This is a genomic window from Rhodococcus sp. BH5, from assembly GCF_027583855.1.
GTDB classification, from domain to species: Bacteria; Actinomycetota; Actinomycetes; order Mycobacteriales; family Mycobacteriaceae; genus Rhodococcus_F; species Rhodococcus_F qingshengii.
In genome coordinates, this window is record NZ_JAJHVW010000005.1 from 254,986 (window position 1) to 278,848 (window position 23,863).

The window sequence follows — 23,863 nt, forward strand, 5'->3', positions numbered from 1 at the left end:
CGTTACCGGTGCTCGCGCAGTAGCTGAGTCGGTGTCAGGCCTGCCAGTGCACGCGTATCGCGTGCGAGGTGGGCTTGGTCGGCGTAGCCGGCGCGACCGGCCAGCGACGACAGCGTGAGATTTGCGCCGCGGCTGAGAGTCAACACGTCCTGCATTCGTTTCACCTTCTGAATCAGTTTGGGGGACAGCCCGACCGCCGATGTGATCGATCGTCTGAAATGACGTTCGGAAACACCGAGGTCTGCAGCAATCTCTCGTATCGGCGTGGAAGGGGAGGAGATGAGCGCGGAGTAACCACGCTCGATTCCGTGGTCGGGTTCCAGTCCGCGCCACAACTGGCCCAGTAGGTGAGCGTCGACTGCCTCGTGGCTCAGGGCGTCGGCAAGTACCCGCGCTTGTCTGGAAGTGAGGATGTCGTCGAAGGCGATCTTCGAATCCTGCACCGCGTCGGCAACTGTGCCGAGCAGGCTCCGCAGAGCCGGTGGATTGATCCGGATGCCCCACATGGTTGTACCGGCGGCGACCGAAACCAGATCGGCACCGGTGGCAGGTCCGACGAGCCACGACTTTCCGGTGCTGTCGACGATGAAGTCGGCGCAGAGATCGGGAAGAATCCGCTTTGCTTCCGTGGGTGTATGGGCTTCGCTGGTGCTTTTCCACGTGCAACTGAAGAGGCCGGCCGAACCGGTGATCCGAGTCTCGACATAGGTGTGGCCGTTTTGTTCAAGACTCGACGCTACCGTCCGACTACCGTCGAGAGCGAGGGTGTCAGTGCCGGTCATCAGATCATCGTCACACACTCGCCGATCACTTCTCGACCCGAAACAGGAGAAATACCGTGTCCGTCTCTCCGAGACTCGATCTCGTCGGAATCGTCACCAACGATCTCGCGCGTTCCCTCGCGTTCTACCGAACCCTCGGGCTCGACATTCCGGAAACACCCGCTGACGCTCCGCATGTGGAGTTCACTTTCGACCGTGGGCTTCGGCTGGCCTGGGACGCGCTGTCCACCATCGCGAGCTTCGATCCGGACTTCGCTGTCGGGGAAGGTCGACACCCCGTCGCTTTGGCCTTCGATTTCGGGACTCCCGCCGCAGTAGACGAGGCGTATCAGCGCATGACAGCCGACTTCCCCGGGCACAAGGCGCCCTTCGACGCCGTATGGGGGCAGCGTTACGCCGTTCTTCTCGATCCCGACGGCAATACCGTGGATCTCTTTGCCGCGCTCTGAATTCGAACGACGCAGGCCCCGAACGAATATCGGTCGGGGCCTGCGGTTGACGGTGATCGAGTCGTTGTCAGTTCACCAAGCGTTCAGGGTGTCGAGGATCTGGCCTCGGGCCTTCCACAGTTCTGCACCCCAGTACGGCCACGAATGAGTGCCGTTGGCCGGGAAGCTGTACGTTGCCGGAATTCCCAGGGAGTTCATGCGCAGTTGGAATGCCCGTGAGTTCATCAAGGCAAGGGCCTCGAGCCCGATGGCACTTCCGGTATTCACGAAGTCGACGGGCCGACGCGGTTGATCGAACTGCCCGGGCAGGCCGCTCGCAGCGGATATGTACAGCGAGAGCCCAGCCAGTTCGGGTGCAAACACGAAGGGATCGTTGCGGAGCCAAGCGGGGTTCCACGGCGGTCCCCACATTGCATCGACATTGAAGGACCCGGCGCTGACCATGGCCACCCGGATCGCCTCACGCATGCCTGGAGCTGAGATGTTGAGGTATCCCGAGAGCGAACCGGCGAACTTGAACTGATCGCGGTGGTAGGCGGCTAGCGTCAGTGCCGCGCTGCCACCCATGGACAGTCCGAGCACGCCGTTGTTGGTTCGGGAGACGCCGCGCGATTCCAGATAGGCGGGAAGTTCCTGGGTGAGGAAGGTTTCCCATTTGTACGTGACCGGCTGGCGATTCAAATTGCTGTTCGCATACCAGTCGGAGTAAAAGCTGGACTGCCCGCCGACCGGCATGACCAGGGTGACGTTGTCGCCGCGATACTGCTCGAGAGCGTTGGTCTCGAAACTCCATGCGTTTCGGTCGTCGCGTGCTCGTAGGCCATCGAGAAGATAGAGTGCCGCGTTGCCGCCGCGCGAAGCCCACTGGATCTGAACCTTGATCGGTCCCATCGACGAGTCTACGAACACTTCCTCGTAGCCACCGGCCGGGGCGGTACGCGCGGGCGCTGCGGTCGCTACCGATCCGCTGATCAGGCCTGCGGTCAGGGGGAGTGCGAGTGCTGTCGCTGCGAGGCCCAGGATCCGACGCTTGATTCGTTTCGAAATACGGTTTCTCGAAAGATCCGGGTTCGAAATATCTGGGTTCTTCGCCAAATCTGTGTGAGTCTCGTGCATGTATCACTCCCGCCCCAAAGGTGCTTGCACACCGAAATCCGACCGAGCCCCCCGAGGCGCGGAATTCCTTATGACACTAAGTGGTCTGTATTGACCTCGACGGCACCGTTACCGGTTCGTTATCAAACTGGTCCGATTTACCGTAATGCCGTCAGGCGTCGTCGACCGGAGGTTGTGCCACGATTTGCCAACCTCCACGAATCAGGTGTTCACGTACCCGAGCGATGTCCGATTCGTGCGGAATATCGTCGGTGACCTTGGTGATGAGGACGCCGATGTCGATCGGATCGACCGAACCGGGAAAGTCGATCGGATCGACCGGAAGCGGAAAGCCGGCGACGAGATCGTCAGCAAGAACGGCGATCTCGTCGTCGGACAGTTGTCGCCGGAGCAGGGCCATCAAAGGGACGTAGTCCTGCTCCGGCACACCGTTCGGATACCCGGCACGCAGCCAGCCGAGTATCGAAGCCAGAAGTGGTGGAAGACTCAACGAATCGAGCTTCAGTGGTTGTCGAGATCAGCGAGGGGCCACCCGGCGGCAGCAAGGACGGAGGCAACGCGCGCGATGTCCTCGTCCGAGGGAGTCTGGCTCGTCAGATCGGCGATCTGAGCGCTGATCTCGTCGCTCGAGATCACCTGGTCGCTGTTGACGTCGCTCAGTTCTGCGAGTGCAGCGCCGATGGCAATGTCTCGAATTTGCGCGTCCGAGAGTTTGCGTCGTAGCAATGCGACCAGCGGAATGCGGTCCTTGGGCGGTATGCCTTCGGGGTAGCCGGCGCGAAGCCAGTCAAGAATGGATTGAGGAAGGGATGGAGTCGGTGCAGTCACGGTGATGTCTTTCCGCTCGTGAGGGCGCACGGGATCAGAAGATCTCGATGCCGAATGTGTGGCTGAGGAAGCCCTGCATGATGAAGAGGATTCCGGTGACGATCGCGATGAGCACGACCGCGAAGCACACCACTGCGCCTGCCACGGCCAACGGACTGCGAGCCGCGACGGCAGTGCTCCCGCCGCCACTGCCACGTTGTCCGGCGTCGAGCGACTTCAGGCCGATTGCGAAGATCGCCGGTAGTCCGGCGCCCAGCAGGAGGCCGACCAGTACGACCTGCCAGAGCGAGTCGACGGTGTTTTTCAAGATATCCATGTCGATTCCCTCTTTCAGGCTTTGACGTCGGTGGTGACGCGGGCGTCCGGACCGGGGACCTCTGCGGGTACCAGGCCGCCGTCCCACTCGGCGTTGACGTTGCTCGGATCGATGGGCTCCTTGCGGGAGCGCAGGTACATCCAGCCGGCCAACGCGATGAGCACGGCGAAGACGACCAGGACACCGGGCAGGCCGCCGACGATGTCGGCCAGTCCCCAGCACAGAGCGCCGACGATTGCAGCGGACGGAAGAGTGATCAACCAGGCGACCGCCATACGTCCGGCTACACCCCAACGAACTTCGGCGCCCTTGCGTCCCAGACCGGTTCCCATGATGGAACCCGTCGCCACATGGGTGGTGGAGAGCGGAAGGCCGAGGTGGCTGGAGGTGAGAATGATTGCAGCAGAGGATGCTTCGGCTGCCATGCCTTGTGGTGCGGCAATCTCGACAAGTCCCTTGCCGAGAGTGCGGATGACTCGCCAACCGCCGAGGTAGGTTCCGGCAGCGATCGCGAGCGCACAGGTGAGCTTGACCCAGAACGGCATGTCCGCGTCGGCGGAGATGGTTCCGTGGGCGACCAGGGCGAGGAAGATGACGCCCATGGTCTTCTGAGCGTCGTTGGTGCCGTGTGCGAGGGAAACGAGTGAAGCCGAACCGATCTGGCCGAGTCGGAAACCTTTGTCCTTGGTTTCTTCTCCGACGTTGGAGGTGATGCGGTAGATGAGCCAGGTGCCGGCCGCGGCAACCAAGCCGGCCACGACGGGAGCGAGAACTGCGGGGATGACAACCTTGCTGAGGACGCCGCTCCAGGCGACACCGCTCATGCCGAGGGACGCGATGGCGGCGCCGATCAGGCCGCCGAACAGTGCGTGTGAGGAACTCGAGGGGATGCCGAGCAACCACGTTGCCAGGTTCCAGATGATGCCGCCGACAAGGCCGGCGAAGACGATGGTGAGCAGCGCTTGGCCACCCACATTTCCGAGGTTCACCACACCCTTGGCCACGGTGGCAGCAACCTCTACCGAGAGGAAAGCTCCGCCCAGGTTCAAGGAAGCAGACAGAGCGACTGCCACCTTGGGCTTGAGGGCGCCGGTTGCAATCGACGTGGCCATAGCGTTGCCAGTGTCATGAAAACCGTTGGTGAAGTCGAACCCCAGAGCGGTTACGACGACGACGAGGAGAACGATGAGTTCCGCATTCACGAGAAGTCATGTTCCAACACCGGCGGGCCACAAATCGACCTGAGACGGGGTCGTTCCGCGACATTTCCACCACTCGGCACCTGTTGTTCACCTTCGTCCGGATAATTGCCCGTTTTGAAACGCCTGAGGCAGAGAAAATTCATTCGCGTGCATGGTCGTGGAGGTTGTGGAGGCATACGCTCGTCTCATGTCCCTGGGCGAAGAGAAGACGATCTCGGTCACCACATTCCGTAAGAGCGGTGACGGCGTAGCCACGCCGACGTGGGTCGTGCCTCTGCCTGACGGACGTATCGGCTTCTGGACTTCCTCGAAATCGGGTAAGGCCAAGCGGCTGCGAAACAACCCACGCGTCACCGTAGTGCCGTGCAACAACCGCGGAAAGGTTGCCGACGGTGCGTCGCCGGTCACCGGGACCGCTCAGTTGGTGAGCGGTGGAGCTGAATTCGACGAGATCCGCAGCAAAGTCAAAGCGAAATACGGTGTGATGGTGCCTATTTCGAAATTCTTCAACACCCTCGGTCACATCGGTAATGGTCCGTTCCCGTACGGCGACACCGGCGTGATCATTTCCGTCGATGCGTAGTCGGGATTGCGTAGCGGAGTAGTCTGAAGGTATGGTACCCACGACCGGGCACCTCTGCCTGACGGTTCCACGAATCCTCCGTCAAGGAGCCTCGTCATGGCGCACATCAGCACTCTCGACTATGCAATGGAAGCGCCGCAGCGCCATGTCGGGCAACCTTTCCCGTCGCCGACGCGGACTCCGCGATTCCTGCTTCGTGGGCAAGGTGCCGTCAAGGCATCGGTTGACGGCGCGTGGTTCCCGTGGACCACGAACGTCACGGCGGAGCTTCACGATCTGATATCCGCACTTTCGTTGCGGCTGGGGCCGATCGCGAGGGTTGCGTTCGACTGGAACACGATCAGCAGCGCGCAGCGTCGTATCGACGAGGTCGACGGACTGGAAGTGCGGGGTTCGTACCCTGGCCAGCCCCACGATTTGATGTATCTCGACGACATCAATGGTCGTCAGCTCGTTTTGATGATGATTCCGCCGTACACGGATCCGGACCGCGCGTACGAGGTCATGCGGCGGTTGGTGGATCCTGTCCGCAGCGAAACCTATCGGGTGCAGTGAGATCTTTCTGACGTGCGGGGGTCGAATCTCTCGATTCCTGAACATGCGTCCAGTTTGTCTGGTTTGATGGTTCTCGTAACCACGATCTCAGGCGCATTCCTTCAGGTCAGCGCTTGGGCGCGGCAGCTTGACTCCCTGCCGTGTCGTCGGTCCGGCATGTCCACCACCCTCCCACTGTGCGTGAGCGCCGGACCGAAGGAAGCCCCACCCTCCCCACGGGGGTGGGGCTTCTACTTTGTTCCGGTGCAGGGGTCCGCGCCCGAGCCCAACGTGATGATCCGTCTGCCGTTCGCTCTGACGTATTTTCAGCCGTCACAGATCGGACCTGACGATGACCTGATCGACCTGGGTGCCGTGCGGCAAGCGGTGTTGGACACAGCCCGATCGTTGCACCCGGGAGCGGCTATAGAAGGGGGTGAATCGGTCTTCCGTCGAGTACCCCGTCAGCAGGGTGTCGGGATCAGTTGGCTCGTCGGGATCGACAGGGAGACGACCACTTTCGTGTCTGCTGTCACAGGTATCGGCAACGAGGTGATCGTTCACGAACTACCAGAAGATGGCAGCGCCACCTTCGTGTTCGACGAGTGATGCCCGATCCGCTGGGGCCGCCGGGGTGTGTGGCCCAAGCGCACAACACCGATAGGTCGTCACACTGGTACACACAGTCATGACGGAAAACGAGGAGCCTGAGGCAGTGAGCACAACGAGTACAGCGGATACGTTGCTGTCGGGGCCACGCGGACGGCGGATGCTGCTTGACTACGTGATGGATGCCGAACGGATCCGGCGACCCGAGCCACATGACGACTCGTTTGGTTCCGCGGTTTTTCTGGCCTCCTATCACCTCGACCCCGAGCGAGACTCAAGCGTGACGTATTCACGCGTGGCGTACGAGTCCGGCGCTGAAGAGCCTCCCGAAGAGCCTGTACGTGCCGTCGTCACTGCCGCCGATGTGGCGCACCGCCTGTCCGAGGTACCGATTCCCGAGGTGACCGAGGTTGCACTCCGTTCGGCCCTCGCCGCAGCGACGGACACAGCGCGCTACTGGCAGGACCCCGACGGTGAAGACATCCTCGTCACAACCGAGCCGGTACGGCATGAGCTTCGACGAGTCGCCGAGCACATCGCACGATCCCAACACTTGCAGTGGTGGACGACCGCGCTCGCCGAGACCGACCAATGGGTGATAGTGAGCCGGGACGACGACAGCCCCGATACCTTTGAGTCGACGGCTGCAGAACTCCTGAGCGACTGGCATGAGCACACTCTCGCAGCGGAAGCGCGAGCCGCTGATCGTCCGACCGATCCGAAGGCGAACTGGTTCGGTTACTGGTGGTCGAATCCGTCTGTTCGGTGTTCGACACGGGCACTGTTCGACGGGACCCCGGCAGAATTGTGGTTCGTCGAAGACAGCATGGGTTGGAAACGCATCGCCGTGCGACAAGTCGACGCACCCGCCGGCGCTCGCATATACGAGATCGACGGCGCGCAGGCGTGGGCGGAACTCTGCAGACGGTTCCCCCTCGAGGTCACCGCGGATAAACGACACGACTGGTACCGGACCACCGGACGATCAGGGCGCTGGGTCATCCCCAACTGGCAGCTCATCGCTGAGAGCTACACGGGCGTGCATCTCACCGTTATGGGATACCTGGCCGCGGCGGGAACCGCGATCGGAGTCGACGACGAGACGGCGAGCGTCATCGCCGGGTGGGCGCCCGACGCAACATGCTGGCTCACTGACCCCGACCGCATCGGCGACGAATCCCGTACCTGGGTGCTCGACGACAGCCGCGAACACCCCGACTGGGTCGAAGAAACGCAACAATGAGTGACAGCCAATCGTGTTCGCTGTGCAATGTCCACTCGGTGAGCATCGCGGAGTGCAAGTCGAGACGGGTAACCCCACCTACGCGGACGAGGTGAGGGGCTGTGTCCGCTCTAGTCCTTGGTCACGGTTGAGTGCTTCTATCAATTTGGCAATGCCAACAGCCGCCTCGTCCTCAGCACCGATATCGGGCGTGCTCGGTTACAGTGCCGTGCATGAGCGGGACAGACTGGTGCAGTCGGCTGTGTGGCGTCGTGGATGTCAGCGATGAGTGACGATTCGCCGGCAGGTCACCGTTCATCATTTCGACGCTTTCTCACGGCCGCGGTGATCAGTTCGGCCGGCTCGTCGGTGACAGCTGTGGCGATGCCCATTTTGGTAGTGCAGCTTTTGGACGCGACGCCGTTCGAAGTGGGTGTGGTGAACGCGGCTCAGTTGATCCCGTATGCGGTGCTCGGGTTGGTCGCGGGGGTCTACGTCGATCGGTGGCGGCGCAAGCCAATTCTCGTGTGGGCGAGCGTCGGTCGGGCAGTTGTGCTCGGTGCCGTCCCGCTTCTGTGGCTCGCCGGGCTTCTGCACGTCTGGGTTCTGGTCATCGTGTTGCTGTTGTTCGGCTCCTTCTCGGTGTTCGGCTTCGCTGCGATGCAGTCCTTGTTGCCCCGGCTGGTTCCACGCAGTCAACTGGTGAAAGCAAACGCTCGACTCGACCAAGCCGACGCAGCGGCAACGACATTGGGGCCAACGGTCGGAGGCACACTCGTAGGCCTGCTCGGCGCTCCCGTGGTGATTGCCGTCGACGCAATCAGCTATTTCGCTGATGCCGCACTCAATTTCGGGCTCGACGTAGACGAGCCTCGATCCGTTACTCGCTCCCGCAACCTGATGAACGAAGTGCGTGAGGGTCTGAGATTCACGTATCGCCACCGCACTCTCAACCCGCTCGCGATATCGACACACGTGTGGTTCCTTGCCAACGGAGCTGCGTTGACTGTGCTGTCGCTGTTCGCTCTCCGCTCGCTCGGGTTCAGCGCCTACACATACGGTTTGCTTCTGACGACGTTCGGTGTCGCAAGCCTCCTCGGCACATCTTGCGCTCACGCGCTCGGCACGCGCATCGGATCAGGACGAGCAGTCATCCTCGCCCGCACGGTATACCCCGTCACCTGGCTTCTCGTGGCCTTCGCGACGGACACAGGTGTCGGCCATGTACTGCTCTTCGCAGCACTGGGCCTGCAAGGGTTGGCAGCGGGCGCGGAGAACGCGAACGAGATGGGCTATTGGCAAACACTCACCCCCGATGAGCTTCTCGGGCGTGTGAATGCCGCCCGACGCTCCGTCAACCGCACCATGGCTGCGCTCGGCGCAGTGATAGCAGGTCTGCTGGTCGGCGCGATCGGTGAACGCCTAACCCTGCTCGGCGTCGTTGTTGTGTTCGCTATCGCTGCAGCCACATTGGGGTTCTCTCCGATACGACATCCGGCGCGCGAACTCTGACCTCGAGACGCGCACCAGCCACGCCTGCCCTCAGCTCGTTTTCGGTCGTAGTCGGCACGGGAGATCGGATCCTTGAGAGCAGCGAACGCTGAAAGATACTTGGCGCGTTTGAGTCTGGCGTTGCCGCTGTGTTGTCGGTGCTCACCTTTGACGGACGTTCCGGAGCGATGTGTGCGAGGTGCGACCCCGGCGTAAACCGCGAGCGCCCCTGCGTCGCGGAACGACCGATGTCGGTGATCTCGACGAGCATAGTCACACCGGTCCGTACGCCCATGGATTCACCGACAACAGCATCGACCGCAGGCGTCAACCGGTTTTCGTCGACCGCCAGATCGGCGTCGAATTCGGACAGCATGCGTAGACCCTCGACAAGGTCGCAGGCCTTTCCGATCGGCAACAGCGTATCGGAGAGTGTGCGGGCGGCATCGACGATGATGAAAGCATCTTTCGCGTCGGTCTTTCCGTTGCCGGGTACAGGTCCGCGAAACGCTGTATCCGCAGCCCTGGCAGGTAGGTCGACTACTCGCACTTCGCTACCGGCCTCGGCACAGAAAACTACTGGATCCGGTAGCCGTGCCCGGAGCAGAACTGCGCAGTGGAGAGAGATGTTCCCGGCTACGTGGTGGGCTGCTTTTCCTCGGGGGTGTCGTCGGTTCGGCTACGATTTCCGGTAATCCGGTCTCGGTACTGGATGAGGTGCGGGTCACCGAGTTGTTGCGGCCAGAGTTGGATGTGGAGTCGTATCTGCGGTTGGGTCTCCGGTGTCCGGTAGGCGTCCCAGTACTCAGTCCGTCCCCGAGCAAACACTCGCACTCGGCACGGGCCTGGCCTCGGATGGGGAATTGGATGCGATACCTCACCTGAGAATCCGTCGAAGCAGAGTGCGTCGCTCTCGATGGTGAACGAACCCTCCGCAATGTCTTCCCACACTGTGAGTAGCGAATCCGTGAGCGGAGGGGCAGGTGTTTCGGTGGAGGTGACTGTCACGCGCACGAGCCCGCGTCCACCGGTGTGGATGACGAGTCGGCCTGGTCCGCCAGTGACGAATTGGGGTTCGGTGGGAAACCAACCCGGCGCAAGTGGTTCGCAGTCATCCGGTGAGCGCAGGACGATCGTGTTGTAGAAGGAGTCCACTTCGATTGCGAACGGATCGGGCATCTGTTGCTTCTCCTGCACCCAAGTCGGTATCGGTCGAATGTATACCCGATGTAATTCCGCTCAGATGCGGCGATATCCATCGTCCGTCGGCGAGTATGACCAACCGTGAACAGCGAGGTGGCTGCAGATCTACTTCTCGAACTCAACTTCGTTTTGCTGCGCTACTGATGTCTTGGGAACCGAGTCGAGAGCTGCTCGTTCAAGGTCATTGATCGAATTGCCGAGAGAGTCTTTCCAGCTGTTTCGCCCGTTGATGTTGCCACCGATGAGGACAGTTCCCGCCATGGAAGGACTGTTGAAGAGATAGTCCTTGACGAAGATCAGTCCTTCAGTGTCGATCGTGACTACGCCCTCCGCTTGGAGTGCGTCACGGCGGCGGCTAATCGACGGGTAGGCAGAATCGCGTACCTCTGGACGGCCTCTTGATCCTGCGGCGACGAGCAGGCCTTCGGGTGTCTGATGCCCCGTGGCTCTGCAACCGCCCTCCTTGAAATACAGCACTTCGGATGCAGGCTCGCCGATCGTGTTTCTGCCGTCGCCAGCATTCGATGTCTTGAGGACTGGTTCCAGGATCGGAGCGCCTAGGGTAGCAAGTAGGACCGCGATAGTGTCGAGGAATTCGCGGCAATCGGCTTCGAGCGGGGCCGGCGTAAATGGGTTCGATGCGGCGTTGCCGTTCTGGAGTTCGAAGCGCCCATACTGTTTCGCGCGGTTGATCGACAGCCACTCCAGATACGCCACATGGGTCGATGTCCACTCGTTCGTCAAAGAGACCGCCACCAGGGCTTTGGTCCAGAACTCTTTCTGTCCAGTGTGCTGCTTCAGCCGTTCACCGACGCTGCCTGACTGACCGATATAGCACTGGGGGACGTCTGCGGGTTCGGAACCGAACAGATAGTAGACACCTACTTGGTTGGACTCCGACATCTCCAGAAAGTCCCTCAGCAGTGAGCGTGGCACTTCGAATACGCGCACTGTTCGTGTTGTCAGACTCGCCACCCGTATTCCCGAAGGATCACCTTTAGGTAGAAAGATCTGGATCGTCTGAGCATTTGCCATCGTCAAGTAGCTCCTCGGACATCGACTTCCGGTTACTGCGACAGTAATGGTCGCAGAGCTGGCTGGTGGGGCCGCAATTTGGTTTGCGATTTCCAGATCAGTGGTGCATTTGGTCTTCACAGAGATCTCTCCGAGCCATGTTTAGAGCTCATCCGTTAAACCGGTGGCGCAGATCCCAGGCTCCGGGGTATTCGTAGTCGAGGGGTCGGTGTACTGAACTTCTTCCTCCTCGGTGCAACCGATAGGCCACCAACCAGGATAAACGCTCCGATTCCGATCACGGACCTTATGGAGTAGAGCCGAAATCTTGACCTGCCAACGTCCAACACAATGCCTCCGTCGAGTCAGCGAAACTGGATCCTATCCGGAGGTGAATTCGAACCCTATTAATCCAGGAATCTGTGGCATGTCGAAGTGCAACTGCAATACTCATCGACAGTTGCATCAATCCGATCGTGGTTTGTGTATCGAATCAGGGGACATAGTGAGAACCAAACTAGCGATTTCTATCTGCGCGTCAGCCACATTGTTGTTGGCTGGGTGTGGGGCCGATCCAGTCGAAGGCGCTGCACAAGCGGGGGACAACGCAGCGGCTTCGTCACCGACCACGACGACTCCGTCCGCGCCTGATGTCTGTTCGGGTAAACAGGGCTGTGTGTCTTTGACTGTCGTGGATGTCGACGGCGACGGCAAAGATGATTCGATCGGCCGTGCAGGTGGTCAGATCGTGGTGCTGACAGCTACCGGCATCGAAGCTGCGGTAGCCGGTACGGACTCCAAGTTGCTGACCGATCCGAAGGTCCAGGATGCGGCAGGGTTTGCCGGAGCATGGGACGTTGACGGTGTGCCGGGTGCGGAGGTTGTCGTCGCCACGAAGGAGCTCGGCGGCTCTGCCTCATACAAGGTGTTGTCGTGGGAGGACGCGAATTTGGCCGTCATGTCACCGCCCGCCTCGTTGTACGAAGGCAATCCCGTCGAGTGGAAACTGCATCGAGGTGAAGGGGCCGAGACCGCGGTTCGTTGTACAGGCGACCCGTCCAGGCCGATCGAGGTCTGGAATTTCACCGCGCAGTACGGCGGAAGTTCCTCGCAACCGGCGATGAAGGTGACTTCGTACAGCTATGACGCTGCGAACGGTGGTCAGCTCGGTGACGGTTCCCTGTTCGGGGACGAGCAGAGTTTCTCCGCGGAACCGCAAAACCTCGGACAGATGACCGGATGGCCGTGGCTGTGTGGGGCAAACGCTGTCGATCCCGCAGCGGTTGCGACGGTCAAGTGTGGAACGACCCCGAAAGTCGCGGCGATATCGGCCGGCCTCGACCAGGTGCCGGCCGCAACCCAGATTCCTGGCATCGAGTGGACGTTCTTGGGGGAGACAAACTTTGATCCGTGTGCCGAGCTGAGCTATGCGATCGCCGAAACCAATGGCGGGACCGGTAGTTCGCCGCAGCACGTGATGTTCTTCCACCGTGGGGAGTATCAGGGGACAGCTACGGCGTGTTCGTTCGGCTTCACTTCGGTGATTGATTCCTCCAGCGACAGCGTGACGGTGCAGTACAAGTGGCCGCGAGGGATGGACTCGAATGCGAATCCGTCAGGTCTGGCCACCGCCATCTTCGTATGGGACGGAAACGAGGTCGTGATGCAGAATGACCTTCCCGCAGAGTTGCTCAAGGTCAGTGGCTGCAAGTAGCGGTTTCGACGACGGATGGTCACATCCTGGTGTGAGCTGTGGGCGCGCTAACCATGCAGCCGAGCTCGGAAGGCTGAAAGCTCTTGCGCGACGTCGCTTTCACCGTTGGGAACTTGACGGCAGATTGTTTCGGTATCCGCATCGAAACTGCCACCGGGCAGAGGTACGGCCGCCCTGGCGATACTGATGGCTTTGTCGTCACTGGGGGTATGCGCGTTATCGGGGTTATCCATCTGCCTCTGGCTTGCACTATAGATTGGCGATACTGCTCGGCGCGTTCGCGGGCCTTCGCATGGCAGAGACGTCGGGGCGTCGTGTTGCTGACGTCGATTTCACCCGTGGGGCTGTGCACCGGAAACAGCAGTGGCCGGACAAACCGTTAAAGACCAGGGGAGTGATGCGTCGATTTCGGTGCCGCAGACACTCACGCTCATGCTCTCCTCGTCGGAACTGCAGTGGCCGCATGAGCAGATGGTGACGAACGGGTCAGGAATGGACGCGGCGTCGGGGTTGATCGAGCGGACCCTGCGGACGGTGACGGTGACGGGGAGGTGGACCTACCGGACGAGTTCAGCTTCACGACTTGCGGCACTTTCTCGCCTCGCTGCTCATCGCGTCGGGAGCTGATATCAAGACAGTTCAGCCTCGGGATGCGGCTCCCGAGTGCGAAGGCAATGCTCGGCACTTACGGGCACATGTGCGGCGGACACATTCGATCGGACCGAAACAAGTCCACCCGCCCCGCAGAAGCGGGACGGGTGGACTCGGTATTCGCAGGTCTGACTTACGTCAGGATGCGGATCACACGTCGTAGTAGAGCTCGAACTCGTACGGGTGCGGACGCAGGTTGACCGGAGCGATTTCCTGCTCGCGCTTGAGCGAGATCCAGGTCTCGATCAGGTCGGTGGTGAAGACGCCACCCTCGGTCAGGTACTCGTGATCGGCTTCGAGGCGGTTGATGACCGTCTCGAGGCTGGTCGGAGCCTGCGGGATGTTGCGAGCCTCCTCCGGGGGAAGCTCGTAGAGGTCCTTGTCGACCGGAGCCATCGGCTCGATCTTGTTCTTGATGCCGTCCAGGCCGGCCATCATCTGTGCAGCGAAGTTGAGGTACGGGTTACCCGAGGAGTCGGGTGCGCGGAACTCGAGACGCTTTGCCTTCGGGTTGTTGCCCGTGATCGGGATACGGACAGCTGCCGAGCGGTTGCGCTGGCTGTACACGAGGTTGATGGGGGCTTCGTAGCCCGGCACCAGACGGTGGTACGAGTTGATCGTCGGGTTGGTGAAGGCCAACAGCGACGGAGCGTGGTGCAGGATGCCGCCGATGTAGTGGCGCGCCATGTCCGAGAGGCCTGCGTAGCCGGACTCGTCGTGGAAGAGGGGCTTGCCGTCCTTCCACAGGGACTGGTGGACGTGCATGCCCGAGCCGTTGTCACCGAAGAGCGGCTTCGGCATGAAGGTTGCGGACTTGCCGTGCTGCCAGCAGGTGTTCTTGACGATGTACTTGAACAACTGCAGGTCGTCAGCAGCTGCGAGCAGCGTGTTGAACTTGTAGTTGATCTCCTGCTGTCCGCCGGTGCCGACCTCGTGGTGGCCGCGCTCGAGCTCGAAGCCCGCGTTGGTCAGGTTGGTGGAGATTTCGTCGCGCAGGTCCACGTAGTGGTCGTACGGAGCGACGGGGAAGTAGCCACCCTTGGCGCGAACTTTGTAGCCGAGGTTCGGGGAGCCGTCGGCGTTGGTCTCTGCGCCGGTGTTCCAGGAACCGGAGATGGAATCCAGCTCGTAGAACGCGGAGTTCATGCCGGAGTCGTAGCGAACCGAGTCGAAGATGTAGAACTCGGCCTCGGCGCCGAAGAATGCGGTGTCCGCGATGCCGGTGCTGACCAAGTACTCCTCGGCCTTGCGGGCAACGTTGCGCGGGTCGCGGCTGTAGGACTCACGGGTGAACGGGTCGTGCACGAAGAAGTTGATGTTGAGGGTCTTCGCCTTGCGGAAGGGGTCGATCTGCGCCGTGGTGACGTCGGGAAGCAACATCATGTCGGACTCGTGGATCGACTGGAATCCGCGGACCGAAGATCCGTCGAATGCGAGGCCGTCCTCGAACACGTCCTGGTTGAAAGCAGACGCCGGGATCGAGAAGTGCTGCTGGACGCCGGGCAGGTCGCTGAACCGAATGTCGACGTACTCGATGTTCTCGTCCGCGATGTACTTGATGACCTCTTCGGCCGTGGTGAACGCCACGCTTGTGCTCCTTAAGTCGCTTCAGCCAAGTGATGTCGGTTGAATCCGTCGAGGCAGACGGTAGGGAGCTGGTGTTGCCCGCTCGTCAACCCTTTGTTTCGGCAGTGTTACGCGTCGCAGCATCCTGGGGATTTCCGAAGTCCATGTGACCGGCCACACAGTTAAAACCCGGCAAATCTGGACTACGGTGCTGCGACGCCTATCCTGGACAGCATGGCACGTATCACCGGAACTTGGCTCTCTGGGCCGCAAGCAGCTTTGCCGAAGAGCGCGGACGGCCGTGAGCAGTCGTACCGTGGCGAGCTCCTCGGTTTCCCTCAGGAGGGTCCGGGTTCGCTGGTCGGTTCGGGCCGTCGTATCGCGGCACTGTTGGTGGATTGGGTGATGGCTGTGGGAGTGGCCTCGCTCATCACCGGCGACTTCTTCGACGGTATGACCTCGACTGTCACGCTGATGGTGTGGTTCGCCGTCGGTGTCGTCACCGTGGCTCTGTTCAACTTCACCCCGGGGCAGTTCGTCCTCGGACTTCAGGTTGCGCGTATCGAAGGCCCGATCCGAGTGGGCTTCGTGCGCGCGCTCGGACGTCAGGCACTGCTTGTGTTCGTGATTCCCGCGACCATCACCGACATCGACGGTCGCGGTATGCAGGACCGCGCGACCGGCACTTTGCTCGTGAAATCGCGCTGACACAAATTTCTCGAAGTAAAGAAAGACCCGGGTCCGTGTGGGCCCGGGTCTTTCGTTTTGCTGTGGGGGAGTGTCAGCGACGACGAATGGTTCGCTGCATTCCCTTCATCTTCGCGCCTCCGGGCATCGGGCCCTTGGGAAGCGCTGCTCCGCCGCCGCGTGCGCTCAGTGCAGCGAGGCGACCTTCGATGTTGTCCATGCGCTTGGTGTCGATGTTGCGGGGCAACTTGTTCAAGTAGCGCTGGAGCTGCGAGAGCGGAACCTGGCCCTCGTCGTTGCCGATGATGATGTCGTAGATCGGGGTGTCGCCGATGAGGCGGGCGGTCTTCTTCTTCTCCTGCGCGAGGAGGCCCTTGACGCGTTGCGGCGAACCTTCGGCGACGAGGATGACACCCGGCCGTCCGACGACGCGGTGAACGGCATCGAGTTGGGTAGTGCCGGCGACGGCATTCGTAACGCGCCACGCACCCTGCATGTTGTCGAGCGCCCACGCAGCGGCACCGGCCTGACCTTCAGCCTTCTTGTACACCGATTTCTGGACGCGACGACCGAAGATGATGAAGGCGCCGAGGAGACCGAGAACGATGCCGATCGGCAGTAGGAACCACTGAAGGCCCCAGATGAGGCCGACCAGGAAGAAGACCAGAGCCGCACCGACGAGGGTGCCGATCATCAGCGGCAGGAGGAGCTTGTCGTCCTTGCGCTGCATCTGGAATGCCTGCCAGAGCTGAGTTCTACGTTCCTTGGAAGCCTGCTTGCGGGCAGCCTTCGCTGCAGCCTTTGCCTCTTTGGTGGGTTTGCCCTTACCGGATTTGCTGCCGTTCGCCATGTACCCAGGATACGTCCATTGCTGTGCGCCTTTACTAACCGCCCGCGGTTAATAAAGGCGCACAGCAAAAAGTGGATCAGCGATTCAGGCGCGCCATGAGTGAGCTGGCTTCCTGGGAAGCGTCGCCGCCCTCGGTCAGATGACGCTGCGCCTCGGGAAGTTCACGGCCGTGATGTGCCATGGCCTGCGCATACAGGCGGCCGGCGCGGTACGACGAGCGAACCAACGGACCGGCCATGACGCCGGCGAAGCCCATCTCTTCTGCAGCCTTCGAGTGTGCGACGAACTCCTCGGGCTTGACCCACCGCTCGACGGGGTGGTGCCGGGGCGAGGGGCGCAGGTACTGGGTGATGGTGAGGATGTCGCAACCGGCGGCGTGGAGATCTGCCATCGCCTCGGTGACCTCTTCAGGGGTTTCGCCCATGCCGAGGATCAGGTTGGACTTGGTGACCAGTCCGTAGTCGCGTGCTGCGGTGATGACGTCGAGGCTGCGCTGGTACCGGAATGCCGGACGGATCCGCTTGAAGATGCGGGGGACGGTCTCGAGGTTGTGTGCGAGGACCTCGGGGCGTGAGGCGAAGACCTCGTCGAGCAGTTCGGGCTTGCCGTTGAAGTCCGGAACCAGGTTCTCGACGCCGGTGCCCGGGTTGAGTTCGTGGATCTTGCGGACGGTCTCGGCGTAGAGCCAGGCGCCGCCGTCGGGGAGGTCGTCGCGGGCGACGCCGGTGATCGTGGAGTACCGAAGGCCCATGGCCTGAACGCTTTCCGCGACGCGACGGGGCTCGTCGCGGTCGAGGGCTTCGGGCTTGCCGGTGTCGATCTGGCAGAAGTCGCAGCGGCGTGTGCACTGCTCGCCGCCGATCAGGAACGTGGCTTCGCGGTCTTCCCAGCACTCGTAGATGTTGGGGCAGCCCGCTTCCTCGCAGACGGTGTGCAAACCTTCACGCTTGACCAGGCCCTTGAGCTCCGTGTACTCGGGGCCCATCTTTGCTCGGGTCTTGATCCAGTTGGGTTTGCGTTCGATGGGCGTCTCCGCGTTTCGGATCTCGAGACGGAGCAGCTTACGTCCTTCTGGGGCGATAGTCACGACAGTGATCCTACGCCCGGTGATTACTGCAACGGGGTTCGGGCGAGCCCGTCAGCTGTACTGAACGGTAGTAAAAGTCGGAGTAGGCGAGGCGCTTTCGAAGGTGACGCGCTCGACGTTCCGTTCGGTGACGTGCATGGTTCCGTCGAGAGCAGCGATCACTGCCTCGGTCACAGCGGGAGTGACTTCGTCCACGGTGACGTCGCGACCGAGTTCATGCGACAGCGTCGTGACCCCGGCGTCACGGATGCCGCAGGGAATGATGTTGTCGAATCCGGTCAGGACCGAATTGCAGTTCAGGGAGAAGCCGTGCAGTGCCACGCCCCGTTGGACGCGCACGCCGATGGCAGAAACCTTGCGCTCGGGCTTCCATTGCCCGTTTGCGAGTTCGGCGGGCAGCCAGACGCCGGAGCGGCCGTCGATGCGCCCGCAGTTCAGGCCGAGGTCCGTGCACACCGTGATCAGTGCTTCCTCGATGCGTCGGACATACCGCACCACGTCGATGGGCTCGGCCAGTTTCACGATCGGATATCCCACCAGCTGGCCGGGGCCGTGCCAGGTGATCTTCCCGCCGCGGTCGACGTCGATGACAGGCGTGCCGTCGACGGGACGATCTTCGGGTTCCGTGCGTCGTCCTGCCGTGTACACCGGCGGGTGTTCGAGGAGCAGTAGCGTGTCCGGTCCGATGTCGTCCGCCCGCGCAGCCGCGAGCTCACGCTGGCGGTCCCACGCGGCGTTGTAGTCGATCGAACCGAGTTGCTCGACGGCGATCGGCAGTTTCGAGAACCGGGCGGAAACGGCAGCGCTGCTCATGGACGTAGAGATTACGCCCGACTTCGGAATCAACCGAGTGCGGCCGCCAGCGCTTCGCCGATCGTGTTGTGGCGGAAAGAGAATCCCGCCTTTTCCAAAGCTGCGGGAATGGCGCGCTGGCCACCGAGGATGCCGCTCTTGGCGAATTCTCCGATCAACGCTTCGAGTGCGAACCCGGGAACGATCCAGGGAGCCGGGCGGTGGACCGCACGGGACATGGCGTCATTGAACTGGGCATTGGTGACAGGGGCCGGACCGGTCAGGTTGACGGGACCGGAGAGTTCGGAATTCGTGAGCGCGAACTTGATCGCGTCGCACTCGTCCTCGAGTGAGATCCACGGAAAGTACTGGCGACCGTTGCCCAGTCGCCCGCCGAGGCCGAACGAATAAAGGCGCCGAAGCCGACCGAGCATGCCCCCATGAGGTGAAATCACGACGCCGGACCGCAGATTGACGACGCGGGCGCCCGCCGCACGCGCCGGTTCGGTGGCAAGTTCCCAATCGCGACACGTCGTGGCGAGAAAGTCTGTGCCTGCCGGCGAATCCTCGTCGACGATCTTGTCGCCGGTGTCGCCGTAATAGCCGACGGCGCTCGCGTTGGCGAGGACGGGAACCTTCTGACTCGCGACCGCTTCGGCCAAGACGTCGGTCGCGACGATGCGGCTGTCACGGATCGCTTGCTTGTAGGAACCCGACCACCGTTTGTCGCCGATGCCGACGCCGCAGAGGTTCACGACGGCGTCGGCGCCCTGCAGGACGGAGAGGTCCAGACGGTCGTGGTCCGGGTCCCAACGCGATTCGTCGGGGCCGGCGGTCGAGCGTCGCACCAGACGCACCACGTCGTGGTTGTCGGAGCGCAACGATGACACCAAGGCCGTTCCGATCAAACCGGACGAGCCGGCGATGACTACTCGCATTCGGAAAGCCTCCTTCGATTCAGCGTGCTTCGATATCCGAACGTATATCTCCGACCGTACTGAAAAAGCCGGGGCGCCACCTCCTGATGGAGATGACGCCCCGGCCGGCCGAGCAGTTGCTTACAGGCCCAGATCAGCTTCGAACGAGGCTTCTTCCAACCGCTGCTTCACAGTGGTGAGGAATCGGCCGGCGTCGGCGCCGTCGACCAGACGGTGATCGTAGGTCAGCGGCAAGTAGATCATCGAGCGAACGCCGATGGACTCGTTGCCGTTCTCGTCGGTGACCACCATCGGGCGCTTGACGATCGCGCCGGTTCCGAGCATGGCCGCCTGCGGCGGTACCAGGATCGGGGTGTCGAACAGCGCGCCCTGGCTGCCGATGTTGGTGATGGTGAAGGTGCCACCCGAGAGCTCGTCCGGCTTCAGGCCACCCGAGCGTGCACGCTTGGCGATGTCGGCGATGGCGCGGGCCAAGCCGGCCAGGCCGAGATCGCCGGCGTTGTGGATGACGGGGGAGAGCAAGCCCTGATCGGTGTCCACTGCGATGCCGAGGTGTTCAGCGTCGTAGTAGGTGATCTGCTTGGCAGCCTCGTCGTAGCTTGCGTTGATGTTCGGGTGCGACTTCAGCGCCTCGACGACTGCCTTGGCGAAGAACGGAAGGAACGTCAGGTTGACGCCTTCGCGCTCGATGAAGCCGGCCTTGGCACGGGCCCGCAGGGCGACGATCTTGGTGACGTCCACCTCGAAGGTCTGCGTGAGCTGAGCGGTGTTCTGCAGCGACTCACGTGTCTTGGTGGCCGTGATCTGCCGAATACGGTTGGCCTTCTGCGTGGTTCCACGCAGGTGTGCCAGTTCGGGTCGGACGCCTGCGGCTGCGGTGGCGGCCGGTGCGGCCGCGGGTGCTGCAGCAGGAGCAGCGGCGGCGGGAGCCTTCTTGGCCTCCGCAGCGGCGAGCACATCCTGCTTGCGGATGCGGCCGCCGACGCCGGTGCCGGTGACGGTCGCGAGGTCGACGCCGTTGTCCGTGGCGAGCTTGCGCACGAGCGGGGTGACGTACGGGCTGCTGTCACCGGACGCTGCGGGGGCAGCCGCCGGTGCGGGAGCCGCAGCAGGCTTCGGAGCGGGTGCGGCCGGTGCGGCGGCAGGCTTGGGTGCTTCAGCCTTGGGTGCTTCGGCCTTCGGAGCTTCGGCCTTGGGGGCAGGGGGTGCTGCCGGTGCTGCGGGAGCGGCCTTGGGTGCCGGTGCCGCGGCGGGTGCGCCGGAGCCGACGACGGCCAGCTGGCCACCGATCTCGACGGTGTCGTCTTCCTGCGCATTGATCTCGAGCAGGATTCCGGCGACGGGGGACGGGATCTCTGTGTCGACCTTGTCGGTCGAGACCTCGAGCAGCGCCTCGTCGACGGCAACCTCGTCGCCGACAGCCTTGAGCCAGCGGGTGACGGTGCCTTCGGTGACGGACTCGCCGAGGGCGGGCATCGTCACGGCGGTACCTTCAGCGGAACCGCTCGAAGCAGCGGGTGCCTCGGCAGCGGGAGCTTCTTCAGCGGGAGCTTCGGCAGCCGGCGCTTCCTCGGCGGGAGCTTCCTCGGCGGCGGGGGCGGGTGCCTCTGCCGCGGGTGCTGCGGCTTCGCCGGCTTCACCGATCTGGGCGAGCTCGCCACCGATTTCCACGGTGTCGTCTTCCTGCGCGACGATCTTGGTCAGGACGCCGGCGACGGGAGACGGAATCTCGGTGTCGACCTTGTCCGTGGAGACTTCGAGCAAGGGTTCGTCGACTTCGACCGTGTCTCCTTCCTGCTTGAGCCACCGTGTGACAGTTCCCTCGGTGACGCTCTCACCTAGGGCTGGCATCTGGACGGAGAAGGCCATGTCTTTTGACTCCTCGACAGTTGTGTTCGGGTTGTTGAATTTTGTCGACTTGTGGTCGTAATGCATTGTGCTCGAGTGGCGCGCGACGTGCGGCTACTTGTAGCTATTTTGCCGATGTCGACGCGCGAGCGCGGCGTCACCGTCGTTCATCTTTCCATTGATACGCCGGGCGTGTCCGATGAGGGGGATGCCGTCCGTTTCGGGTGTGTCGGCTACTGGCGAGTAGGTATGCGTCGGGGGTCCGGCTGTAACGTCGTAAGCGGACCAAACGGTATGTCGTGCGCAGGCACAACGGACATCGCCTGGCAAACTTGACATATCGCCGGGGTGCATCCGCGGCGTCGGTACCGAGGAGGGTACGACCGTGGGACTGTTCGATCGTTTCAAGCGTCCGCCGAGTGCGGCTCAGGCCGCAGCGCAGAGTGATGCGGATCATCTGGCGAATTGGGCGCACTCGCACGAAGGCGTCGAGGCCTATGTGGAACCGCAGACGACGGTGACCGAGGTGACCGTCGTCCTGGTTGCGAAGGACGGGGAGTGGACTCGTCGTCGTGTCGGCGGCGAACGTGGCGCCCGCAAATTGGGACAAGACTTGAAGATCCCGGTCTACGACGTCCGCAAGACGGGATATCCGCAGCGTATGCGCGATCACGACGAACGTAGGCGAATCGAACGCAAGCGTGCCCGCGAGCAGGAATTACGCGACGGCGCCTGAACTGCTGTGCGCCTTTATTAACCGCGGGGGGTTAATAAAGGCGCACAGCAAGGGGTCAGCCGTTTACCGCGATGTCCTCCAGGACCGAGATCATCGTGCGAACGGGAACGCCGGTACCGCCCTTGCCGGTGTAACCCCACGGCCCTGACGTGTTGTAGGCCGGCCCCGCGACGTCGATGTGCGCCCACTGGACACCCTCGGGAACGAATTCCTTGAGGTAGTGAGCTGCGACCAGCATGCCGCCCCAGCGGTGCGGGGTGACATTGGCCATGTCGGCGACCTTGGAGTCGAGATCTCCGCGCAATTCCTCCGGCAGCGGCATGGCCCAGCCGTTCTCGCCGACGCTCTGCGAGATGGAGGCGACGCGGTCACGGAACTCGTCGGTGCCCATGACTCCGGGGGTGCGGTTGCCGAGCGCGACCATCTGCGCACCGGTCAGGGTGGCGGTGTCGATCATGTAGTCGGGATCGTCCTCACCCGCGCGAACCATCGCGTCGGCAAGAATCAAACGGCCCTCGGCGTCGGTGTTGACGACCTCGATGGTGATTCCGCCGTACTGGGTCAGCACGTCGCCGGGACGCTGCGCGGTCGCGGACGGCATGTTCTCGGCCATCGGTACGTATGCGACGACGTTGACGGGCAGGCCGAGCTTGGCGGCAAGCACGACGGTGGAGATGACGGCTGCGGCGCCGCCCATGTCCGAGGTCATGTTCTCCATCCCGGCGGCGGGCTTGATGGAGATTCCGCCGGTGTCGAAGGTGATGCCCTTACCCACCAGTGCGACCTTGCGGGCACCACGCTTCTTCGACGCGTATTCGAGGCGGACGAGACGCGGCTGGCGTGACGAGCCCTTGCCGACGCCGATGATTCCGCCGTAGCCACCCTTCTCGAGTGCCTTCTCGTCGAGAACCTGGACGGTGAGCCCGGCCTCGACGCCCAGTGCCTTCGCGCGCGCGGCGAACTCGGCGGGGTAGAGGTGGCTCGGGGGAGTGTTGACGAACTCGCGTGCGGTGGCGACGGCCTCGGCGATGGCAGCCGACCGTGCCAGCGTCGCTTTGGTCTCCTTCGTGCGCGGCGACGGCACCAGAAGTTCGACGCGGGCCAGTGGCTGCGAATCGGGACCGGGAGCCGTCATGGACGACTTGAATTCGGTGAAGCTGTACGCGCCCAACGCAAATCCCTCGGCGGCTGCACCGAGGTCGAGGATCGAGAGCGTGGTTGCGACGGTGTCGATGCCGGACAACGAGCGAGCTGCGGCGCCGGCGGACTTACGGATCTGCTCGCTGCCGAGCTTGTCGGCAGAGCCGAGTCCGACGGCGAGAACGCTGGTGACCGACAGTTCGCTCGGTGCCGGGACACGAGTGAGCTGCTCGGGCTTGCCCGTGGCGCCGACGGCGATGAGGCTGTCGAGGATCTCGGCGAGTACGTCTTCGGCGACGATGCCTTCGCTGAGTGCGATTTCGGGGCCGTCCGGACCCGACGTCAGACCGACGACCAATATCTCTGCGCGCTTGGCGACTGTGCCGGCGAGAACGAGGTCGGGTCCCAACGATCGGGCTGTGCGAGTGCTCAAGGTGTCTCCTGTGAGGTGAGTGTGCGATGCGTCCGGTTCTGGCGGATGCCTGAGTCGATGTTAGGCCCTTTG

The 23,863-nt window shown here is 62.5% G+C and carries 26 protein-coding genes and 2 pseudogenes; 11 read left to right on the plus strand and 17 right to left on the minus strand.

Annotation, left to right across the window (positions count from 1 at the left end):
• Positions 1–2: 2 nt before the first annotated feature.
• Complete coding sequence (locus tag RhoBH5_RS15265) at positions 3–782, minus strand: helix-turn-helix domain-containing protein (RefSeq protein WP_230691714.1); 780 nt, start codon at positions 780–782, stop codon at positions 3–5.
• A 56-nt stretch (positions 783–838) separates the two neighbouring features.
• On the opposite strand from RhoBH5_RS15265, the gene RhoBH5_RS15270 reads away from it, so the two are divergent.
• On the plus strand, positions 839–1,231 hold the full coding sequence (locus RhoBH5_RS15270; RefSeq protein ID WP_047270830.1) for a VOC family protein: 393 nt from the start codon (positions 839–841) through the stop codon (positions 1,229–1,231).
• 72 nt (positions 1,232–1,303) lie between these two features.
• Here the strand turns inward: RhoBH5_RS15270 and RhoBH5_RS15275 are convergent, their stop codons facing one another.
• The 5 genes from RhoBH5_RS15275 to RhoBH5_RS15295 form a co-directional block, all read right to left on the minus strand.
• Entirely contained in the window at positions 1,304–2,347 is a 1,044-nt protein-coding gene (locus tag RhoBH5_RS15275; protein ID WP_270008478.1) for an alpha/beta hydrolase, read from the minus strand.
• 151 nt (positions 2,348–2,498) lie between these two features.
• Entirely contained in the window at positions 2,499–2,837 is a 339-nt protein-coding gene (locus tag RhoBH5_RS15280) for a DUF3349 domain-containing protein (RefSeq protein WP_118603013.1), read from the minus strand.
• A gap of 11 nt (positions 2,838–2,848) precedes the next feature.
• Positions 2,849–3,175 carry a DUF3349 domain-containing protein gene (locus tag RhoBH5_RS15285; RefSeq protein WP_003941653.1) on the minus strand — a complete coding sequence of 109 codons (327 nt, stop codon included), beginning with the start codon at positions 3,173–3,175 and terminating at the stop codon, positions 2,849–2,851.
• A gap of 34 nt (positions 3,176–3,209) precedes the next feature.
• Positions 3,210–3,491 carry a hypothetical protein gene (locus RhoBH5_RS15290; protein WP_003941641.1) on the minus strand — a complete coding sequence of 94 codons (282 nt, stop codon included), beginning with the start codon at positions 3,489–3,491 and terminating at the stop codon, positions 3,210–3,212.
• Between the two features lie 14 nt (positions 3,492–3,505).
• Entirely contained in the window at positions 3,506–4,693 is a 1,188-nt protein-coding gene (locus tag RhoBH5_RS15295; protein ID WP_270008479.1) for an inorganic phosphate transporter, read from the minus strand.
• A 187-nt stretch (positions 4,694–4,880) separates the two neighbouring features.
• On the opposite strand from RhoBH5_RS15295, the gene RhoBH5_RS15300 reads away from it, so the two are divergent.
• From RhoBH5_RS15300 to RhoBH5_RS15320, 5 genes are all read left to right on the plus strand, one after another.
• Entirely contained in the window at positions 4,881–5,276 is a 396-nt protein-coding gene (locus RhoBH5_RS15300; RefSeq protein WP_042445944.1) for a PPOX class F420-dependent oxidoreductase, read from the plus strand.
• Positions 5,277–5,372: 96 nt separating this feature from the next.
• A complete protein-coding gene (locus tag RhoBH5_RS15305) occupies positions 5,373–5,831 on the plus strand; it encodes a DUF5994 family protein (protein WP_270008480.1) in 459 nt (152 codons plus the stop codon).
• 156 nt (positions 5,832–5,987) lie between these two features.
• Positions 5,988–6,419, plus strand: a complete 432-nt coding sequence (locus tag RhoBH5_RS15310) for a hypothetical protein (RefSeq protein ID WP_270008481.1) — start codon at positions 5,988–5,990, stop codon at positions 6,417–6,419.
• Between the two features lie 106 nt (positions 6,420–6,525).
• Positions 6,526–7,662 carry a hypothetical protein gene (locus RhoBH5_RS15315; RefSeq protein WP_270008482.1) on the plus strand — a complete coding sequence of 379 codons (1,137 nt, stop codon included), beginning with the start codon at positions 6,526–6,528 and terminating at the stop codon, positions 7,660–7,662.
• 264 nt (positions 7,663–7,926) lie between these two features.
• Entirely contained in the window at positions 7,927–9,153 is a 1,227-nt protein-coding gene (locus tag RhoBH5_RS15320; protein ID WP_143173040.1) for an MFS transporter, read from the plus strand.
• 20 nt (positions 9,154–9,173) lie between these two features.
• Here RhoBH5_RS15320 and RhoBH5_RS32685 read toward each other — a convergent pair.
• Positions 9,174–9,356 (minus strand): annotated as a pseudogene (locus RhoBH5_RS32685) (transposase); the annotation flags it as partial.
• Between RhoBH5_RS32685 and RhoBH5_RS32690 the strand changes: the two are divergent.
• Positions 9,332–9,514, plus strand: a complete 183-nt coding sequence (locus RhoBH5_RS32690) for a hypothetical protein (protein ID WP_442972460.1) — start codon at positions 9,332–9,334, stop codon at positions 9,512–9,514. The pseudogene RhoBH5_RS32685 and the gene RhoBH5_RS32690 overlap by 25 nt on opposite strands.
• Here the strand turns inward: RhoBH5_RS32690 and RhoBH5_RS32695 are convergent.
• The 3 genes and pseudogenes from RhoBH5_RS32695 to RhoBH5_RS15335 form a co-directional block, all read right to left on the minus strand.
• Positions 9,506–9,666: pseudogene (locus tag RhoBH5_RS32695) on the minus strand (IS110 family transposase); the annotation flags it as partial. The gene RhoBH5_RS32690 and the pseudogene RhoBH5_RS32695 sit on opposite strands and share 9 nt — an antisense overlap.
• 102 nt (positions 9,667–9,768) lie before the next feature.
• Positions 9,769–10,311 carry a hypothetical protein gene (locus tag RhoBH5_RS15330; RefSeq protein WP_125051370.1) on the minus strand — a complete coding sequence of 181 codons (543 nt, stop codon included), beginning with the start codon at positions 10,309–10,311 and terminating at the stop codon, positions 9,769–9,771.
• 129 nt (positions 10,312–10,440) lie between these two features.
• Positions 10,441–11,370, minus strand: coding sequence for a GIY-YIG nuclease family protein (locus RhoBH5_RS15335; protein ID WP_270008483.1), 930 nt, complete (start codon positions 11,368–11,370; stop codon positions 10,441–10,443).
• 655 nt (positions 11,371–12,025) lie between these two features.
• Between RhoBH5_RS15335 and RhoBH5_RS15340 the strand changes: the two genes are divergently transcribed.
• Entirely contained in the window at positions 12,026–13,063 is a 1,038-nt protein-coding gene (locus RhoBH5_RS15340) for an LppP/LprE family lipoprotein (protein ID WP_270008484.1), read from the plus strand.
• 363 nt (positions 13,064–13,426) lie between these two features.
• Positions 13,427–13,690, plus strand: a complete 264-nt coding sequence (locus RhoBH5_RS15345; RefSeq protein ID WP_125051366.1) for a hypothetical protein — start codon at positions 13,427–13,429, stop codon at positions 13,688–13,690.
• A 174-nt stretch (positions 13,691–13,864) separates the two neighbouring features.
• On the opposite strand, the gene glnA is transcribed toward RhoBH5_RS15345, so the two are convergent.
• A complete protein-coding gene (gene glnA, locus RhoBH5_RS15350) occupies positions 13,865–15,301 on the minus strand; it encodes a type I glutamate--ammonia ligase (RefSeq protein ID WP_003941609.1) in 1,437 nt (478 codons plus the stop codon).
• 213 nt (positions 15,302–15,514) lie between these two features.
• On the opposite strand from glnA, the gene RhoBH5_RS15355 reads away from it, so the two are divergent.
• A complete protein-coding gene (locus RhoBH5_RS15355; protein ID WP_003941579.1) occupies positions 15,515–15,988 on the plus strand; it encodes an RDD family protein in 474 nt (157 codons plus the stop codon).
• Between the two features lie 73 nt (positions 15,989–16,061).
• On the opposite strand, the gene RhoBH5_RS15360 is transcribed toward RhoBH5_RS15355, so the two are convergent.
• The 5 genes from RhoBH5_RS15360 to sucB all read right to left on the minus strand — a co-directional run bounded on the left by RhoBH5_RS15360 (position 16,062) and on the right by sucB (position 21,503).
• Positions 16,062–16,817, minus strand: a complete 756-nt coding sequence (locus RhoBH5_RS15360; protein WP_003941625.1) for a DUF4191 domain-containing protein — start codon at positions 16,815–16,817, stop codon at positions 16,062–16,064.
• A 76-nt stretch (positions 16,818–16,893) separates the two neighbouring features.
• Entirely contained in the window at positions 16,894–17,904 is a 1,011-nt protein-coding gene (lipA, locus tag RhoBH5_RS15365) for a lipoyl synthase (protein WP_003941610.1), read from the minus strand.
• A 51-nt stretch (positions 17,905–17,955) separates the two neighbouring features.
• Positions 17,956–18,717, minus strand: a complete 762-nt coding sequence (lipB, locus tag RhoBH5_RS15370; RefSeq protein WP_270008485.1) for a lipoyl(octanoyl) transferase LipB — start codon at positions 18,715–18,717, stop codon at positions 17,956–17,958.
• Between the two features lie 29 nt (positions 18,718–18,746).
• A complete protein-coding gene (locus tag RhoBH5_RS15375; protein ID WP_003941584.1) occupies positions 18,747–19,634 on the minus strand; it encodes a TIGR01777 family oxidoreductase in 888 nt (295 codons plus the stop codon).
• A 120-nt stretch (positions 19,635–19,754) separates the two neighbouring features.
• Entirely contained in the window at positions 19,755–21,503 is a 1,749-nt protein-coding gene (gene sucB / locus RhoBH5_RS15380) for a 2-oxoglutarate dehydrogenase, E2 component, dihydrolipoamide succinyltransferase (RefSeq protein ID WP_058039509.1), read from the minus strand.
• A gap of 364 nt (positions 21,504–21,867) precedes the next feature.
• On the opposite strand from sucB, the gene RhoBH5_RS15385 reads away from it, so the two are divergent.
• Complete coding sequence (locus tag RhoBH5_RS15385) at positions 21,868–22,218, plus strand: oxidoreductase (RefSeq protein WP_065456602.1); 351 nt, start codon at positions 21,868–21,870, stop codon at positions 22,216–22,218.
• Between the two features lie 55 nt (positions 22,219–22,273).
• Here RhoBH5_RS15385 and RhoBH5_RS15390 read toward each other — a convergent pair whose 3' ends face one another.
• On the minus strand, positions 22,274–23,791 hold the full coding sequence (locus tag RhoBH5_RS15390) for a leucyl aminopeptidase (protein WP_019748919.1): 1,518 nt from the start codon (positions 23,789–23,791) through the stop codon (positions 22,274–22,276).
• Positions 23,792–23,863 lie beyond the last annotated feature (72 nt).

Bases quoted from the DNA above. Each gene is read 5' to 3' on its own strand.
- RhoBH5_RS15360 (WP_003941625.1), bottom strand. From the start codon at position 16,817: ATGGCGAACGGCAGCAAATCCGGTAAGGGCAAACCCACCAAAGAGGCA.
- RhoBH5_RS15335 (WP_270008483.1), bottom strand. From the start codon at position 11,370: ATGGCAAATGCTCAGACGATCCAGATCTTTCTACCTAAAGGTGATCCT.
- RhoBH5_RS15310 (WP_270008481.1), top strand. From the start codon at position 5,988: ATGTCCACCACCCTCCCACTGTGCGTGAGCGCCGGACCGAAGGAAGCC.
- RhoBH5_RS15320 (WP_143173040.1), top strand. From the start codon at position 7,927: ATGAGTGACGATTCGCCGGCAGGTCACCGTTCATCATTTCGACGCTTT.
- RhoBH5_RS15355 (WP_003941579.1), top strand. From the start codon at position 15,515: ATGGCACGTATCACCGGAACTTGGCTCTCTGGGCCGCAAGCAGCTTTG.
- RhoBH5_RS15265 (WP_230691714.1), bottom strand. From the start codon at position 782: ATGACCGGCACTGACACCCTCGCTCTCGACGGTAGTCGGACGGTAGCG.
- RhoBH5_RS15290 (WP_003941641.1), bottom strand. From the start codon at position 3,491: ATGGATATCTTGAAAAACACCGTCGACTCGCTCTGGCAGGTCGTACTG.
- RhoBH5_RS15300 (WP_042445944.1), top strand. From the start codon at position 4,881: ATGTCCCTGGGCGAAGAGAAGACGATCTCGGTCACCACATTCCGTAAG.
- lipB (WP_270008485.1), bottom strand. From the start codon at position 18,717: ATGAGCAGCGCTGCCGTTTCCGCCCGGTTCTCGAAACTGCCGATCGCC.
- RhoBH5_RS15375 (WP_003941584.1), bottom strand. From the start codon at position 19,634: ATGCGAGTAGTCATCGCCGGCTCGTCCGGTTTGATCGGAACGGCCTTG.
- RhoBH5_RS15305 (WP_270008480.1), top strand. From the start codon at position 5,373: ATGGCGCACATCAGCACTCTCGACTATGCAATGGAAGCGCCGCAGCGC.
- sucB (WP_058039509.1), bottom strand. From the start codon at position 21,503: ATGGCCTTCTCCGTCCAGATGCCAGCCCTAGGTGAGAGCGTCACCGAG.
- RhoBH5_RS15330 (WP_125051370.1), bottom strand. From the start codon at position 10,311: ATGCCCGATCCGTTCGCAATCGAAGTGGACTCCTTCTACAACACGATC.
- RhoBH5_RS15275 (WP_270008478.1), bottom strand. From the start codon at position 2,347: ATGCACGAGACTCACACAGATTTGGCGAAGAACCCAGATATTTCGAAC.